15 protein-coding genes are annotated in these 15,867 nt (G+C 62.1%); 6 read left to right on the top strand and 9 right to left on the bottom strand.

Features of this window, described 5'->3' with window-relative positions:
• The 9 genes from GR158_RS24645 to GR158_RS24685 all read right to left on the bottom strand — a co-directional run.
• The coding region (locus GR158_RS24645) for a transposase (protein ID WP_160873001.1) at positions 1–209 on the bottom strand (209 nt) is incomplete at its 3' end.
• Positions 210–360: 151 nt separating this feature from the next.
• Entirely contained in the window at positions 361–3,210 is a 2,850-nt protein-coding gene (locus GR158_RS24650; protein WP_246665785.1) for an autotransporter outer membrane beta-barrel domain-containing protein, read from the bottom strand.
• Positions 3,211–3,222: 12 nt separating this feature from the next.
• A complete protein-coding gene (locus GR158_RS24655) occupies positions 3,223–3,555 on the bottom strand; it encodes a hypothetical protein (protein WP_160873002.1) in 333 nt (110 codons plus the stop codon).
• The gene (locus GR158_RS24660) at positions 3,488–3,772 is read right to left on the bottom strand and encodes a hypothetical protein (RefSeq protein ID WP_160873003.1); all 285 of its coding nucleotides are present in this window, start codon (positions 3,770–3,772) and stop codon (positions 3,488–3,490) included. The genes GR158_RS24655 and GR158_RS24660 overlap by 68 nt, the downstream gene beginning before the upstream one ends.
• Positions 3,773–3,783: 11 nt before the next feature.
• Entirely contained in the window at positions 3,784–5,166 is a 1,383-nt protein-coding gene (locus GR158_RS24665) for an FAD-dependent oxidoreductase (protein ID WP_160873004.1), read from the bottom strand.
• A 30-nt stretch (positions 5,167–5,196) separates the two neighbouring features.
• Positions 5,197–6,450 carry an LVIVD repeat-containing protein gene (locus tag GR158_RS24670; RefSeq protein WP_160873005.1) on the bottom strand — a complete coding sequence of 418 codons (1,254 nt, stop codon included), beginning with the start codon at positions 6,448–6,450 and terminating at the stop codon, positions 5,197–5,199.
• Between the two features lie 78 nt (positions 6,451–6,528).
• Positions 6,529–7,539 (bottom strand): sugar ABC transporter substrate-binding protein, encoded by a 1,011-nt coding sequence (locus tag GR158_RS24675; RefSeq protein ID WP_202402441.1) that lies wholly within the window; start codon positions 7,537–7,539, stop codon positions 6,529–6,531.
• A gap of 163 nt (positions 7,540–7,702) precedes the next feature.
• The gene (locus GR158_RS24680; RefSeq protein WP_160873006.1) at positions 7,703–8,749 is read right to left on the bottom strand and encodes an ABC transporter permease; all 1,047 of its coding nucleotides are present in this window, start codon (positions 8,747–8,749) and stop codon (positions 7,703–7,705) included.
• A gap of 52 nt (positions 8,750–8,801) precedes the next feature.
• Positions 8,802–10,325 carry a sugar ABC transporter ATP-binding protein gene (locus GR158_RS24685; protein WP_371731790.1) on the bottom strand — a complete coding sequence of 508 codons (1,524 nt, stop codon included), beginning with the start codon at positions 10,323–10,325 and terminating at the stop codon, positions 8,802–8,804.
• Positions 10,326–10,805: 480 nt separating this feature from the next.
• Here GR158_RS24685 and GR158_RS24690 point away from each other — a divergent pair, with 480 nt between their 5' ends.
• From GR158_RS24690 to GR158_RS24715, 6 genes are read left to right on the top strand one after another with little or no spacing between them, the layout of a single operon-like run.
• Positions 10,806–11,594, top strand: coding sequence for a FadR/GntR family transcriptional regulator (locus GR158_RS24690; RefSeq protein ID WP_246301981.1), 789 nt, complete (start codon positions 10,806–10,808; stop codon positions 11,592–11,594).
• A 13-nt stretch (positions 11,595–11,607) separates the two neighbouring features.
• Positions 11,608–12,600, top strand: a complete 993-nt coding sequence (gene denD / locus GR158_RS24695; protein WP_160873007.1) for a D-erythronate dehydrogenase — start codon at positions 11,608–11,610, stop codon at positions 12,598–12,600.
• Between the two features lie 2 nt (positions 12,601–12,602).
• The gene (gene otnK / locus GR158_RS24700; protein WP_160873008.1) at positions 12,603–13,853 is read left to right on the top strand and encodes a 3-oxo-tetronate kinase; all 1,251 of its coding nucleotides are present in this window, start codon (positions 12,603–12,605) and stop codon (positions 13,851–13,853) included.
• Positions 13,850–14,482 carry an aldolase gene (locus GR158_RS24705; RefSeq protein ID WP_160873009.1) on the top strand — a complete coding sequence of 211 codons (633 nt, stop codon included), beginning with the start codon at positions 13,850–13,852 and terminating at the stop codon, positions 14,480–14,482. Before otnK ends, GR158_RS24705 begins: the two co-directional genes overlap by 4 nt.
• A 3-nt stretch (positions 14,483–14,485) precedes the next feature.
• Positions 14,486–15,265 carry a hydroxypyruvate isomerase family protein gene (locus GR158_RS24710; protein ID WP_160873010.1) on the top strand — a complete coding sequence of 260 codons (780 nt, stop codon included), beginning with the start codon at positions 14,486–14,488 and terminating at the stop codon, positions 15,263–15,265.
• Between the two features lie 9 nt (positions 15,266–15,274).
• A complete protein-coding gene (locus GR158_RS24715; protein ID WP_160873011.1) occupies positions 15,275–15,712 on the top strand; it encodes a heme-binding protein in 438 nt (145 codons plus the stop codon).
• The last annotated feature ends 155 nt before the right edge of the window (positions 15,713–15,867 follow it).

Below are 15,867 nucleotides of genomic sequence, written 5' to 3' on the forward strand. Positions count from 1 at the left end.
TTGTTTAGCGTACTTCGAACGCTACGCTCTCCGTATCGCTCAGGCAGGTCGTGCCAATGCGCACCCGAGCGCAGCACCAAGAGCACGCCGTTGACGAAAGTAAGATTGTCCGTGCCAGAGCGGCCCGGATCGCCAGGCTTGCCGGGCAACAAATCCCCGACCCGTCGCCATTGCTCAGCAGTCAGTTCGTAGCGCTTCGGTTTCGACATCAACAGGCTCCAGATCACCAAATCTGGAAACCCATGAATCACGCGTCATTGAAAAACGGAATCCTGAATGTCGATTGGTCCTAAAGCGGTTGTCAGCGCAACATCGCATTTATCAAGGCTGAGCCTTACCAAATAGCCTCTGAAACGCGCGCTAAAACCTGACCGTGAGCCCGACGGTGCCTGCGAGGCTGTAGCTGTTGCCGAAATTGACCAAACTTGTGTTGACGCCCGCCTGACCGTGGAGGGCGTATTTGCCGTCGCCCCAGCTATAGGTGCCGCCGAGCCCCAAGCCGCCCCAGAAATTGTCCTGCGTGTTGACGAGCTCCACACCGGCCAGGTCGGTCCGGCTATGGGGCAGCATGTTGTAGTAGAGATTGGCAATGCCATAGGCATGGAGGCGGCTGGTCTGGCCGGTCTCATCAGTCCAAGCGTCTTGGTAGTCGGCCGAAAGGCCCAACCGGATGGTGAGATCGTCACCCTCGGTGAACGAAACGGCAGCACCATAGACGTCGGTGAAGCGATCATAGCGGACGTCGGAGTAGGTCAACTGTACCTGAGGCGTGACCGACCAGTTCTGGTTGAGCGCGACCTGCTGGCCGGCCTCGAGGCCGATTGCATAGCCAAAGCCGCCATTGCCGGAAACCAGACCCGTCGCCGCGGTCGACGAGCCGAGCGCACTGTCGTACCAGGTCAGGTTCGCCTGGGCATCGAGATAGAAGCCGCCCGAACCATACCAGGTCAGCGATCCGCCCAGGCCATAGCCGGTGCTTTTGATCGAGCCGTTGCCGAACACCGAGGTCACGTCACCGGTAATGGTGCCGTAGCGCGCCGAAAGGCCGCCGACAAGATTGCCGGCCTCGCCCGCATAGAGCTGTTGGTCGGCCCCAACTTGCATCTGCCAGATGTCGACATCGAGGCCGGCGCCGGTGGTGGAGACTTTGGCCTCCATGCTGGTATGGCGGGCGATAAACCGGCCCCAGGTGCCGCTATTGGTGCCGGCTGTCTCCGGCAAGGCGTCCGTTTCGATCATGCCGGCCATCCAGGACCGGTTACCGACGCGCTGCTGTAGGGTTTCAAGTTCGTTGAAGCTCTGCAGCGCCATGGCATAGGTCTCGTAAACCGGAGCTCCGGCCTGATAGAGCGGCCCGGTCGGGGTGCCGCCGTCGATCAACGCCGAGCGCAGATACCAGTCGCCGTCCGCCGGCGTGCTCACCCCACCCTTGTAGAGACGATAGGCATAGGCTCCGGCCACCACGGCAGGAGCCCCCTCGAAGGCATAATTCCCCAGCAGCCTGAAATCGCCCGCCGAGGCGCCACCGACATCGATGATGCGGATACCTTCGTCGGTCTGCGCGCCGGCACCGCCGAGATTGATGACGCGGACATTGGTGCTGCCTGAGGTATTTCCGGTTACCACAAGCTTATCGGTGGCCGAGCTGTCGTCGCCCAGCACCGTCTCGATTTCGAGAATGCCGCCGGCCCCCACATAGTTGCCCGCTACGGTCAGCGTGCCGATCGAATTGCCCGGAGCGATCGTGCCCCCGGCAAAGTTCGTCGTCGCGCCCACGTGGCCGATGCCCTGCAAGCGCCCACCGATGACCTCCATCGACCCGCCCAGCCTGCCATCGATCGAGAGAATGCCGGTATAGACCCTGGAGACGCCCAACAGGCCCGAACTATTGGCGGTGAGCAAGGTTTGCCCGGAACCCACCTGCCAGACGCCGCCCGTCCCGGCAACGGTGCCGCCAAAGGTCACGACATCCGAGCGGTTGAACGCCAGGATGCCGCCATTGGCGACATTGCCCTGGATGCTGCCGGTCGTTCCGCCATTGCCCAGCTGCAAGGTGCCGGCCGTGATCGTCGTGCCGCCGCCATAGGTGTTGGCGCCGGTGAGCGTCAGCGTACCCAGGCCATCCTTGGTCAGGCTGCCCGGTCCGGTCATGACCGGGGCGATGCCGATATTATAGCCATTGGTATCGATGATGCCGCCGGCTACGCCAAGGGTGACTTGCTGGGTGCCATAGTTGGTGAAGAAATTTGTGTTGTTGCGGATGGCCCGCACTACGCCGCCATCCAGGGTGACATTTGCGGTGCCATCGCCACCGCGGAAGCCGCTGGTTTCCAAAACCCCCGACAAGCCCGTCGTTCCCAGCACATGGAGCGTGCCGCTGGACCCCGCCCACCCGCCGAGAACGACGCCATCCTTCGAGAAAACCCGCCCGCCATCGTCGATAGTCATCGCGCCGGTTCCATTGTTGCCCAGGGTCAGATTGTAGATGTCCATCTCCCAACTCGACCCCAGCCCAGTCACGGTGACCCTGCCGTCACTGCCGGCTTCGGAGCCCACATAGCCCTGATTGCTGCTCACGCTGGCGCCGTCTTCGATGCGCAGAACGCCTTCGTCACCCCAACCGACCGTGAGCTGACCCGGCATCGTCCAGGAGGCGCTCGAGTTCAGAACCACTTCACCCCGGTCGTAGAGCCCGACTATGGCGTCATTGCTCGCCATAGTGCCGCCGGACGAGACCTCGACATAGCCCGGCCCGTAAAGGCCGACATTGATCCGCCTGTCGACAACGACATGACCGCCTGTGTTGACATTGAGCGTTCCATCGCCTTCCTGCCCGATGACGACGCTACCAAGATTGCCCCAGTGCGAATTCTGGCCGGACACCGTCACGGTGCCGATACCCGATGCATTGACCCCCACATAGCCGCTGGCATTGGTCAATGTGCCGCCATTGAGGATGGTCAGGCTGCCGACGCCGCTCACGCCGATTTCCAGATCCACGTTGCCATCGATGAGCTCAGGGCTCAAGGGCGTGCTGTCATCGAGGATAGTGACCTCCTGGGCGGAGGCGGGCGAGAGCGCCGCCAGCGCTACAATCAGGGGTGCCGTAGACAGGAGCAGCCCGGGGCGAAATGACCAGGCATTCTGGAAAAAGCGGCTTGTTTGCATCGCGACCGACCCGGAAAGTATATCTTTGCCGGATGTTGCCAATATTATACCTAATTATCCGTTAATCCCCCATCTCACCGAGTACTGTCTTCCAGGTCCTAGCCGCTCGCTCCGCCGGCGCTCCTGTCCGGCGCCCGGATTGTGAACGCAACGCACGCCCTTCTCCTGCCCCACCTGATAGATGCAGCCATCGTTGCAGGAGATACAGAGGCGCACGAGATCGCCGCGGCCGCTTGCCACCTTGTTGACGGTTTCCGGATCGGCAATGAGCTGCCGCGCCATGCCGACGAGATCCGCCTCGCCTGCGGCCAGCAATGCTTCACCTGCACTGGATGAAATGCGGCCGAAACCGATGACTGGAAGTGAAGTCGCGCGTTTCAGCGCCACGTTGATACGGCGAAACTCCGATGCGGGAACGGCCGCCCGCCGGCGGGATCTCCATCCAGTAGCTCGAAAACGAACCGGCATCGGAATTGAAGTAATCGACCTGCCCTGTGGCCTCCAGCGCCCGCACCATGTCGAGCCCGTAATCCGTATCGTAACCGAAGGGCGTGAATTCATCGATGCATATCCCGCCCTCCCCGATCGGCTGTGCGCAGACCATGTCCCCCTCCGTCAGCTTGCCTGCCTGAGAACATCGGGAACGTCCTCGCCCGGAGTCCCGAGCCAGACGCCGAGCTCCTTCAGTCGAGCCTGCACTTCCAATGCGGTAATCGCGGAGGTCGGAACGTTGCGCTTCGCCGCCAAGGCCGCGGCAATTGCGGTCGCCTCACCCGTCATGGTGCAGGCCGGCACGTTGCGGGTGGAACCGAAGGCGATGGCGTCGACGGAGATGCAGCGCCCGGCAACGAGGATATTGTCCACGTCGAGCGGCACCAGCGTACGCCATGGAATGCCGTAACCGATGCCGACATGATCCATGATGGCGCGGCTGCCGCCCGGCTCGTGCACGTCGACGGGCGAATTGCAAAGTCCGATCGCATCATCGAAGCGACCGTTGCCACGCACGTCGGCCTCCGTCAGGATGTAATGACCGGTCACGCGGCGGGTCTCGCGCACGCCAAGCTTGGGCGCGACCTCCAGGAAGATCGCGTCCTCGAAGCCACCGACATAGCGCTGCAGGAAGTCGAAGGCGCAATAGGCCTGCTTGCGGATTTCGATCTCGGCGCGGCTCAGGTCGCGGTCATCGAGGCCATTTCCCTGATAGCGCGTGACGTTGACGCTGATTTCGCCGGGGATGAGCCCCGTCTTCATGGTGATGTGATCCTTCGGGATGATCCAGTCGAAGCCTTCGGCGACCTTGTCCTTGATGCGCTGCTGGAAGCCCGTCAGGAGAACGGCCATGGCATAGTCTTCGTTGCGGTTGCCGGCTTCCTTCGGATAGACAACCTCCCACATGTCCGCGCGGTTCGCCTCGCAATCCGCGATGAGCGCCGGAACATTGACGTTGAGCACGCGGAAATAGGAGGTGATGGGCTGGGTCAGCCCGTCGCCTTCACGACCCAGCATGAACTGCGCACCCGCCAGTGCCGCAACGTCGCCGTCACCGGATGCATCCACGAACGCCTTGGCCAGGACGAGGCTCTCGCCGGACTTGGTGCGGATGAGAAGCCCGTGCACCGCGCCGTCCTTCATCACCGTCTGGACCACGTTGGCGCGCAGCAGCACCTCTACGCCGGATTCCTCGACCATCTCGATGATCACGCGCTGCATGACCTCGGCATCGAAGGTGCCGGTGTACTTGCCCCAGTAGGATTCCCGGATGCGCCCGTCCGCACCGCGATAGGCGACGCATCGATCGAGCATTTCCTCGAAGATCTTCGAGTTGATGAGGCCCGTGGGCTTGGTGAGGCGGCCGCCGGTGATGAGACCGCCGAGGAAGCCGGTGCCTTCCAGAAGCAGCACTCTGGCGCCCTCGCGGGCTGCGCGGATCGCCGCAACGATGCCGGAGGAGCCGGCGCCGGTCACCACCACGTCATAGGAGCCGAAGAGGTTCATGCTGATACCTTTCAATAAATCTCACCGGGCTCAGCCGGTATATTCCATGATGTAAAGACCGGCATTGTAGTCGGTCACGTAAGCCAGCCCGTTCTTGTCGACGAAGATGTCGCAGGTTTGGATGATCTTCTTCTTGCCCGGGCGCTGGTCCATCAACCCAGATGGTGGCGGGGGCACGAGCGCGCCCACCTCCTTCGGCTGGTAGGCATTCGAGATGTCGTAGACCCGCACGCCGGCATTCTGCCAGGTCGAGAAGATCAGGGACGAACTCTGGAAGCTGCCGGGGCGGTTTTCATGAATGTTATGTGGCCCGTAATGCGCACCCTTGTGCGTATAGTCCTGGTCCGACGGCGGCGGCATGGTGGCGATCGGGACCGGGTTCGCCTTGTCCTTGATATCGAAGATCCAGATGTTCTTGAGCCCGTCCTCGAAATCATCGAGCACGGCCTCGTCCACAACGACGAGAATGTCCCGGTCCTTGATCGGAAGGCAATTGTGCGTGCCGCCCTGGAATGGCGGCGACCAGTTGGTGTGGCGGATGAGCAATGGCTTTGCACGGTCGGCAACATCCATAACCACGAGGCCGGCATCACGCCATGCACCCCAGGCCGTGTCTCCATCGACGATCGCATGGTGCAGGCCGAACTTGGCATTGGCCGGCCAGCTCGGGGTTTCGCCCCCCGCCTGATGCATGCCCGGCAGCGCATAGCGTCCGGCTTCCCGCGGGTTCGTCGGGTCAGACATGTCGACGGTCATGAAGATGAAGTCGGTATAACCGTCCAGCAGTGCCGAGACATAAGCCCACTTGCCGCCCGTCCACCAGATGCGATGAATGCCGCCGGAGACCGGCATGAAGCCGAAACGGCGCGGTTCACCGGGTTTGGAGGCGATATCGTAGACGGCGAGACCGGCATCCCAGTTTCTCGCTGTCTTCGGAGCCGCTGTGCCGAGCGCCGTGCCGGCCGCGGCCTTGTAATAGGATGCCTCGTCCGCAAATGCCGCATCGGCAAAGACATCCTTGCCGTGAACGACGAGAAGCAGCCCATCCGCTGTCTGGAGATGGACGTTCCAGGTATTGGCCGGCGCCTTCACATATCCGGCGGGTTTCGGGTTGGCGGGATCGCGCACGTCGACGATCGAGAAACCCTGGCTGAAGAGATGACCGATATAGGCAAAGCCATCCTCGACCATGACCTGGATGCCGTCTCGCAAACCGCCCTGGTCCGAATGGCCGATTAGCCGCATGTTGTTTGCATAATCGGGTTTCATGATGTCTTTCGTCATGCCTTATCCAATCCGCTCAAGAATGGCTGCCGGCAGGAGGCGACCGGCGATCGCCCCCTGCCGTGTCTTCGAAGGGTATCAACCCTTGACCATGTTGCCCCAGTTTTCCTCGCTGTCGACATTCTCCTTCCAGATCATGACGGGCTGGATGAGCGTGTTCTTTTCGACCGGCTTGCCGGAGAAGTGGTTTTCCATCTGCTCCACGATGGACGAGCCCATGGAGAACGGGTTCTGGCCGACATCGGCGGTCTGCGTGCCCTCGCGGATACGCTGCAGGCCGAGAGGCGTGCCGTCGAAACCGATGACCGGGACGTGGCCTTCCTCGCCGGCGAGCTTCAGCCGGTCAATCTGGCGAAGTGCGGAGACCACGCCGCGGATCATCTCGTCATTATGCGCCCAGATCGCCGCGACGTTCGGATCACGGGTGAAGGCATCAACCGTCAGGGTCTGCGCGGTATCGGCAGCCCACTCGGCCTTCAGCGTCTCGATCTTGATGTCGGGATATTTCGCTTCCATCTGCTCGTGGAAGCCCTGATAGCGCTTCTCCGACTGGCCGGAGCCGATCGCACCGCGCACTTCGAGCACCAGTCCCTTGCCGCCCGTCAACTTCGCCACGGCATCCGCCGCTGCACGACCGCCCGCCACGTCGTCAAAGGTGTTGTAGGCGACCCATTCGCCTTCAGGCGGCAGGTTCTCCAGCATGAAGAGCGGGATGCCGGCCTCGTTGGCCTTGCGCACGCCGCCCTGCAGCAGCTTCGCATCGACCGGGTTGAGCAGGATTATATCCGGCTGCTTGGACAGGACGTCGAGCATCTGGGTCGTCTGCGTCGACGGATCGCCCTTGCCGTCATAGACGGAAATGTTCATGCCCTTCTCGGCGGCAAGCTTCTTGACGTGATCGACAAGCGTGACCTGGTATTCGTACTGGAGGCCGAAGGCGATATAGGCAAGGTTCTTGCCCTTGAGCGCGCTGTCTTCGGCAAGGGCCGCACCCGGAGCGGCAAGTGCACCCGTCATCATGAGGGCGACACCGGCTGCGAGCTGCATGAGCGTGCGGCGGTTCATTGGCATTCTGGTCTTCGTGTCCATTATGTTTCCTCCCAATTGGACCCGTGGGCCACCCTCTTCGGGTGGCGTTCCCCATTCCCGCTTCACCGTAATTTTCAGCAAAGCGATTCCGTTCGCCCCGAAAGGCGCATGCGTGACGAACTGCTTTTCGTTGTTGCGGTGTGAGGGCGCCGCTCCCGTGTTGTCAGGCTTTCGGCGGCTGCTTCGATTTCGTCGCGATGACTTTCTTGCGCATTCCGGCTTCCAGATAACTGCGACGATAGACATCGAGGGCGGCAGCAGCGGCGATGACGAGACCGGAGACGACCGAGTCCCAGTTCGGCGGTACATTCAGAAGATTGACTGCATTCTGCACCAGGCCGAGCAGCAGCACGCCAAGCAGCATGCTCCCGATATTTCCTTCCCCGCCGAACAGGCTGACGCCACCGATGACCACCGCGGCAATAACCGCGAGTTCAAGCCCCTGTGCAGCCGTTGCAGCGCCCGCCTCGAACCGTGCGGTGATGAGAAGGCCACCGATCGCCGACATCAGGCCGGAAATCATGAAGGCAATGATGATGACACGCTCGGTCTTGATGCCGGCAAGGCGAGCGGCGAGCGGGTTTCCGCCGGTGGCATAGATCGACCGGCCAAAGGAGGTGCGCGAGAGCACGATCTGCGCGATCAGCGCCAGTACGAGCGTCAGCACGATCACAGCGGGAATGCCGAGAATACGCGCGGCCTGCAAGTCGACGAAGAACCGTGGCACCGGCGCGATATTCGTGCCGCCCGAGTAGATGTAGGCGAGACCTCGGCCGATCGTCATCGTCGCGAGCGTCGCGATAAGGGCGGGGATCCGCAGCTTGGTCACGGCAAGCCCGTTGACGAGGCCGATGCCGAGGCCGGCGAGAAGCGCGACCATCACACCAATCTCCGGAGAGAAACCCTGGAACTGGACGAGCCCCACCGAAAGCACCGACGACAGAACAAGAACCGAGGCGACCGACAGGTCAATGCCGGCGACAAGGATCACGAAGGTCTGCCCGATCGCAACCACGGCGATGATCGTTGCCGACTGCAGCACATTCTCGATGTTTCGCATCGTTGCGAAAACCGGGCTGAGGACGCTCATTATGGCGCCACCAAGCAGGATGACCGCCAGCAAGCCGACGCTCTGCATCAGGTCGATGAACGAGATGCGCCCGAACAATCCCGGCGGCTTGCCGTGCCCGGCTGTTGCGATGTCGCTCATTTGCGTGTTCTCCAAAGTCATTCGTGTCTCCTGCGCGTCGTATCGAGGGCGCTCAGCCAGTCGTCGCGTAGCTCATGATGGTTTCGCTTGTCGCTTCCGCCCGCGTAAGCTTGGCGGATATGCGCCCCGACCGCATGACGAGGACGCGATCGGACAGCGAGAGAATTTCCGGCAGCTCCGAACTGATCAGCAGGATCGCCATGCCGCTCTCCGCAAGCCGGACGACCAGATCGCTGATCTCCGATTTGGCGCCGACATCGATACCCTTGGTCGGCTCGTCGAGGATTAGGACCTTCGGGCGTCGTGCAAGCCAGCGGCCGAGCACGACCTTCTGCTGGTTACCGCCGGAAAGGGTGGAAACCCGCACCTTCGACGACGCCGCCTTGACCGCCAGGCTCTTCATCTCGCGCGCGGCGATCTCCTCTTCTCTCTGGGAAGAGAGGAAGCCGTAACGGGTAATCTGGTCGAAAAGGCTGAGCGTCATGTTGCTGCGCACGCTCATCAGCCCGACGAGGGCCTGCCGGCGCCTGTCTTCGGGAACCAGGCCGATGCCCGCATCGATCGCCGCCTTGGGATCGTTCGCGCGGATCGGCTGGCCGGCGATTTCGACGGTGCCGTTGTCATAGGGATCGATACCAAAGATGCAGGCTGCAAGTTCGCTGCGGCCGGCCCCTACAAGACCCGACATGCCGACGATCTCGCCGGCGCGAACATCGAAGGAGATATCGTCCAGAAGCCCGTCGCGGGAAAGGTTGCTGACGCGCATCACCACGTCGCCGATCGGACGCGGCTTGTGCTCCGCTTCGCGTACATCGCGACCGACCATCATGCGAATGACCTTGTCGTGATTGAGATTTGCAATTGCTTCCGTCCCGACCAGCCGGCCATCCCGCAGAACGGTGACGCGGTCGGCAATTGCGAAGACCTCTTCCAGCCAGTGCGAGACGAAGACGATGCCGAGACCATTCGCTTTCAGATCATTGACGACCCGAAACAGACGGTCGATCTCCGGCGGCGATAGCGATGTCGTCGGCTCGTCCATGATGAGGATCTTCGAATCCTCAGAAATGGCGCGTGCAATCTCGATGAGCTGCTGGTCGGCGGGCGAAAGACGCCCTGCCGGGGTGGATATGTTGAGATGGGGCGCAACGCGGGCGACGGCGGCACGCGCTCTCTCCTTCTGCGCCTTCCTCGACACCCAGCCATAGCGGCCGGGCCAACGGCCGAGCATGATGTTCTCCGCCACCGACATGGCCGGAACGAGATGGGCATCCTGGTGGATGGTGGCGACACCAATACGGTGTGCGGAGGCAGGGTCAGCCTGCAAAGCTACGCCGTCGACCGTGATCTCGCCGCGGTCAGGCGTATAGAAGCCGGCCATAAGCTTGATAAGTGTCGATTTCCCGGCACCGTTTTCGCCGAGCAACGCCGTGACTTCACCGGCCCGCACGTCGAAATCGACATTGTCGAGGGCCAGAACACCCGGGAACCCCTTTGTGACGCCACGAGCCACCAGCACCTGGCGCGGCGCGCCAACAGGCTGCGCGGCATCGAACGATGTCTCGAGCACACTCACGACAAGCCTCTCGCCGTTCCAGCCGGAACGCACAAAAACTGCGACATGGATTTTCCTCCTGCGAAGGCAACGCCACTCCCGGGGCATGCCCATGGCGGAGCCCAGACCCCACCGATGACGACAACGCTAGAGGCGGCTTTTCAACTTGTCAACTGGTCAAGGCACCGTACCAGTGAGAATTTTTTTCACCGGCACCCTGGGTTGCGCATTCGGGCCTTAAGGCCCGTTTTGGTGAAACCACTTCCAGGCGGCTTGGCGACCTCAAGATTAGGAATGCAGTGCAAAAATCGCTGAACTTCACGCGGAAATAGCGAGCAAAATTGGAATATTAGCGCATTTTTCGCGGAAGTCTGCGTCAACCACGCCGCCCCACCCGGCAACTTCTCTCGCGACCGCGAACGAAATTTTTGCAACCGGGGAGGTGACAGGGGGTCTGGAATGGTTTAACTGGACTATAAATCGGGCCAGTCGGAGTACCCCATGTCGAGCCTACCGCTCTCGCCTCTTCATGAGACGATACACAAGCAGACCGCCAAGGAAATGATCAGGGACAAGATCGTTTCCATGATCGCGTCCGGCATTCTGCAGCGCGGCGACGAGCTGCCGAGCGAGCGTGAACTATCGACGATGCTGGCGGTCAGCCGCGAGACTGTGCGCGGTGCGGTACAGCTTCTGGCCGGCGAAGGTGTGGTCCAGGTCTCTCAAGGGGCGCGCACCCGTGTCGCCCGCGTCGACGTGACAGTCGGCGCGCAGCGGATCGGCGTGACCAATCCGACGTCGATCAACGGCTACAGCCTGGATGCCGTCCATGCTGCCCGCCTTCTCGTGGAAACCGCCGTCGCCGCCGATGCCGCCCGACACCTGAGCGAAGACGATATCCAGCGACTCGAAAACTCGATCGCGGCCCAGGAAGAAGCATTGAATGATCCCGTGCGCTTCCTGATCTGCGACCGGGAGTTCCATCTCACGATCTACTACGCCTCGACAAACCGGCTTCTCGCCGACTTCGTCGTTGACCTCTATACCTACATGCTCGACCATCGCCGTATCGCCATGGCAGAGCCCGGTGCCATCGAAAAAAGCCTCGAGGACCACCGCTTCATCGTCAGGGCGCTTAAGATGCGCAATCCGGATGCGGTGGCTGCGGCGTTCTCCGAGCATATCCTGAGAATTCATGACACGTCGCGTGCCGTCGGCGAAAGCACGCACGGAACGGCGACCAGGCCGCCGGCTGATCCGGTTTCCTTCAAGCCCGCCGGTAGACCGTAAGGAGCAAGCCTACATGCATATTTTGATCATTGGTGCGGCCGGCATGATCGGCCGCAAGCTTTCGCGCGCCCTTGCGGCAGCGGGCACCGTCAACGGCAGAGCAATCCAGCGCATGACGCTTGCCGACATTGTCGCACCGGAAACACTGGATTTCGGCGGCGAGATCGAGACGGTCGCGACCGATCTCTCCCGGCCGGGTGCCGCTTCGGCGCTTATCGCCAGCCGGCCGGATCTCATCTTTCATTTTGCCGCTGTCGTATCCGGCGAGGCCGAGGCGGATTTCGAAAAGGGCTACAGCGTCAATCTCGACGGAACGCGCGCGCTCTTCGAAGCGATCCGCCTTGCCGGCCTCGAACGGCCCTATACACCGCGGGTCGTTTTCACCTCGTCCATCGTCGTCTTCGGCGAGCCGCTGCCACCCGTCATCAGCGATACCCATTGCGTGACCCCGCTGACGAGCTACGGCACGCAGAAGGCGATCTGCGAACTCCTTCTGGCCGACTATTCCCGCCGGGGCATCTTCGACGGCATCGGCATAAGGCTTCCGACAATCTCCATCCGCCCCGGCAAACCGAACAAGGCGGCTTCCGGCTTCTTCTCCTCGATCCTGCGCGAACCGCTGATCGGCCAAGAGGCCGTGTTGCCAGTCAGCGAAAATGTACGCCACTGGTTTGCCAGCCCGCGCGCCGCGACGGGGTTCCTGCTGCACGCCGCAGAGATCGATACCGGTTCGCTCGGCCAGCTCAGGACCATCACCATGCCCGGCCTTTCGGCGACGGTCGGCGACCAGATCGAGGCGCTACGCAGGGTGGCGGGCGATGCCGCGACGCGGCTGATCCGGCGCGAGCCGAACGAGACGATCGCCAACATCATCTCCGGCTGGCCGCAGGGCTTTGATACACGCCGTGCGGAGGCATTGGGCTTCCACGCCGAGGCCTCCTTCGAAGAGATTATCCGCGTCCATATCGAGGACGAGCTGGAAAGCAGGCTTCCGGAGAGGGCCTGACCATGCTGCTTGGCGCCATTGCAGATGATTTCACGGGAGCCAGCGACCTTGCCAACACATTGGCCAAGGGCGGCATGGCAACGATGCAGTTCTCCGGGATCGGACAGGAGATCCCTGCCTGCGAGGCAGGCGTCGTCGCGCTCAAGACGCGCTCGGTACCCGTCGCCGATGCGGTCACCCAATCTGTCGAGGCCGTGAAGTGGCTGCTCGATGCAGGATGCGAACAGATCATCTTCAAATATTGCTCCACATTCGATTCCACCCCCGAAGGCAATATCGGGCCTGTGGCAGAAGCTCTGCTGGACCTGCTGGGTGAAGAGACGGCCGTTGTCTGCCCTGCCTTTCCAGGCGCCGGCCGGCGGCTCTTCATGGGGCATCTCTTCGTCGGCGACCGGCTGCTTTCGGAAACCGGCATGCGCCATCATCCTTTGACGCCGATGAACGACCCCGATATTCGCCGCTGGCTGGCCCTTCAGGCCAGATACCCGGTCGGCAGCGTCGATCTCGATACAGTCCGCAAGGGCGCTGAAGCGATCCGCGCGGCCCTCGCCAGCGAGAGGAATGAAGGACGCCGGCTGATCGTTACCGATGCCGTGGATGATGCGGACTTGCTGGCAATCGGCCAGGCAGTCGCCGATCAGCGCCTCATCACGGGCGGCTCCGGCATCGCGCAGGGCCTGCCCGCCAATTTCCGGGCGAAGGGCAAGCTTTCCGCCTCAGCTGTAGAAATCCCTTCGGTGGCTGATCCGGCCATCGTCCTCTGTGGTTCCTGCTCGACAGCCTCTCAAAACCAGGTCGCAGTCTATGCGAAAAACCATCCTGCTTTCGCGCTCGACCCACTGGCGTTGATGCGTGGCGAGATCACGGTCGACGCCATGGTGCGCTGGGTAGACGAGCATAAAGGCCAGACCCCGATCATCTATTCCACCGCAGCGCCGGAAGCGGTGTCCGATGCGCAGGCCCGGTTTGGCCGCGAAACGGTCTCCGGCCGGATCGAAGATTTCTTCGCCCGCCTTGCCCGCCATCTGGTCGATACCGGCACACGCCGCGTCATCGTCGGCGGCGGGGAGACTTCGGGTGCCGTCGTGGAGGCCTTGCAGCTTCCCAGCCTGCAGGTCGGGCACGAGATCGACCCCGGTGTTCCGGTTCTCGTTGGCTGGCGAAACGGTCCCGTCGGGCTGGCCCTCAAGAGCGGCAATTTCGGCGCACCGGATTTCTTTGAAAAAGCAGTTGCAGAGGTAGGTCGACCATGAGCGAAGATGCCATTCGCGAAAACATCGTGCGTTGGGGAAAGTCACTTTTCGACCGAGGGCTTACGGCCGGTTCCTCCGGCAACATCTCCGCGCGTGTCGATGGCGGCTATCTGGCGACACCCACCAATTCCTGCCTCGGCTTCCTCGATCCGGCGCGGCTCTCGAGGCTTGACGCAGCGGGCAACCACGTTTCCGGCGACCCGCCGACCAAGGAACTGCCGCTCCATTTTGCCTTCTACGAAGGCCGGAAGTGCGGCGCAGTCGTGCATCTGCATTCGACCTACGCAACCGCCCTCTCCTGCCTTTCCGACACCGACCCCACTAACGCGATCACACCGATCACGCCCTACGTCGTGATGCGCGTGGGCCGCGTCCCGGTCGTGCGTTATACGCGGCCCGGCTCCTCCGAAATCAGGCCGCTGATTGCGCCGCTCATTCCTGACCACAGCGCGGTTCTTCTCGAAAATCACGGACCTATTGTTTCGGCCGCCACACTCGATGGTGCCGTCTATGCCATCGAGGAACTGGAAGAAGCGGCGAAGCTTGCCCTGCTCCTGCGCGATCTGCCCGTCAGGCGCCTGCCGCAAAGCGCAGTCGATGACCTCAACGCCACATTCAAGCTGAGATAGACGATGCCCCGTTTTTCCGCCAACCTTGGTTTTCTCTGGCAGGATCGCCCGCTTCTCGAACGGATCGATGCTGCGCACGCCGCCGGGTTCCGCGCGTTGGAGCTGCACTGGCCGTACGACACGCCTCCGGAACTGGTCCGGGCACGTTGCACCACACACGGCCTCACTCTTCTCAGCATCAATACGCCGCTTGGCCGGACCGAACTTGGTGAATTCGGGCTCGGCGCGTTGCCGGGTCGCGAGGCGGAATTTCTGGAGGGCTTCAACATGGCTCACGAATGGGCCACTGCCGCCGGGGCCTGTGCGATCCATGTCATGGCGGGTGTCGTCGCGCCCGAGATGCAGGCGACTGCCCGCAAGACGTTGATCGCCAATCTCCGGACAGCGGCCGCCATGGCACCCGACATGACCCTGTTGCTGGAAGGACTGAACCAGCATGACAAGCCCGGCTACTTCTATTCGACGCTGGAGGCCAAGGCCGGGATCATCGCCGCCATCGGTGCGGGGAATGTCAGGATCCTGTTCGACGCCTACCATGTCGGTCGCTCCGAGGGCGATGTCTTCGGCAACCTGCGGCACCACCTGCCGCTGATCGGCCATGTGCAGATCGCCGCCGTGCCAAGCCGTGCGGAACCGGATGAAGGCGAAGTCGACTATGCCCGCTTCTTCGTTGATCTGGATCGCCTTGGCTATGCCGGTTGGGTCGGCTGTGAATACAAGCCGCGCAGCGATACCGATAGCGGGCTCGGCTGGCTCCAGAAAATGAACGTCACACTATCCTGAGGAAAAACCATGCTCGCCAAGAAAACTACGCTCACACTGGAAGCCGCCAAGGCGCTTGCGGCAGCCGCGGAAGCGGAATCGAAAAAGCTGGGGCTCCGGCTGGTCATCGCCATCGTCGATGACGGCGGCCATCTCGTCCTGCTGCAGCGTGATGACAATGCGCAGGTGGGCAGCGTCGAGATTGCGACGCTCAAGGCGCGAACCGCCGTACTCTTCCGCCGCAACACCCGGGATTTCCAGGATGTCGTCGAAGGCGAAGGCCGGCTCGCACTCCTGTGCATCCCCAATGGCGTTCCGCTCGATGGCGGTGTCCTGCTTAAAGTCGAGGGCGAGATCATCGGCGCCATCGGCATCTCTGGAGCAAGTGACGAGGCAGACGGTGATGTTGGACGCATCGCCGCGTCAATACTGGCAAGCCGCCAAATTAGAGCGCCCGCTAGCTCTTGATGCGAGTTGAACCGCAAACCAGCCTACCCAATCTCGAGCAGGCTAACGGGCGATGTCACGTTGTTTGCGGCTTAACGGTTCGTGGATAATGGGGTTGAGATGAGCAAGCCCATTATCAGCTACAAGAATCACCGCTTTCCGCCGCAGATCATCGC

Source organism: Shinella sp. AETb1-6 (assembly GCF_009826875.1).
GTDB lineage: Bacteria > Pseudomonadota > Alphaproteobacteria > Rhizobiales > Rhizobiaceae > Shinella > Shinella sumterensis.

Bases quoted from the DNA above. Each gene is read 5' to 3' on its own strand.
- GR158_RS24675 (WP_202402441.1), bottom strand. From the start codon at position 7,539: ATGGACACGAAGACCAGAATGCCAATGAACCGCCGCACGCTCATGCAG.
- GR158_RS24715 (WP_160873011.1), top strand. From the start codon at position 15,275: ATGCTCGCCAAGAAAACTACGCTCACACTGGAAGCCGCCAAGGCGCTT.
- GR158_RS24710 (WP_160873010.1), top strand. From the start codon at position 14,486: ATGCCCCGTTTTTCCGCCAACCTTGGTTTTCTCTGGCAGGATCGCCCG.
- GR158_RS24670 (WP_160873005.1), bottom strand. From the start codon at position 6,450: ATGACGAAAGACATCATGAAACCCGATTATGCAAACAACATGCGGCTA.
- GR158_RS24680 (WP_160873006.1), bottom strand. From the start codon at position 8,749: ATGAGCGACATCGCAACAGCCGGGCACGGCAAGCCGCCGGGATTGTTC.
- denD (WP_160873007.1), top strand. From the start codon at position 11,608: ATGCATATTTTGATCATTGGTGCGGCCGGCATGATCGGCCGCAAGCTT.
- GR158_RS24665 (WP_160873004.1), bottom strand. From the start codon at position 5,166: ATGAACCTCTTCGGCTCCTATGACGTGGTGGTGACCGGCGCCGGCTCC.
- otnK (WP_160873008.1), top strand. From the start codon at position 12,603: ATGCTGCTTGGCGCCATTGCAGATGATTTCACGGGAGCCAGCGACCTT.
- GR158_RS24690 (WP_246301981.1), top strand. From the start codon at position 10,806: ATGTCGAGCCTACCGCTCTCGCCTCTTCATGAGACGATACACAAGCAG.
- GR158_RS24660 (WP_160873003.1), bottom strand. From the start codon at position 3,772: ATGGTCTGCGCACAGCCGATCGGGGAGGGCGGGATATGCATCGATGAA.
- GR158_RS24705 (WP_160873009.1), top strand. From the start codon at position 13,850: ATGAGCGAAGATGCCATTCGCGAAAACATCGTGCGTTGGGGAAAGTCA.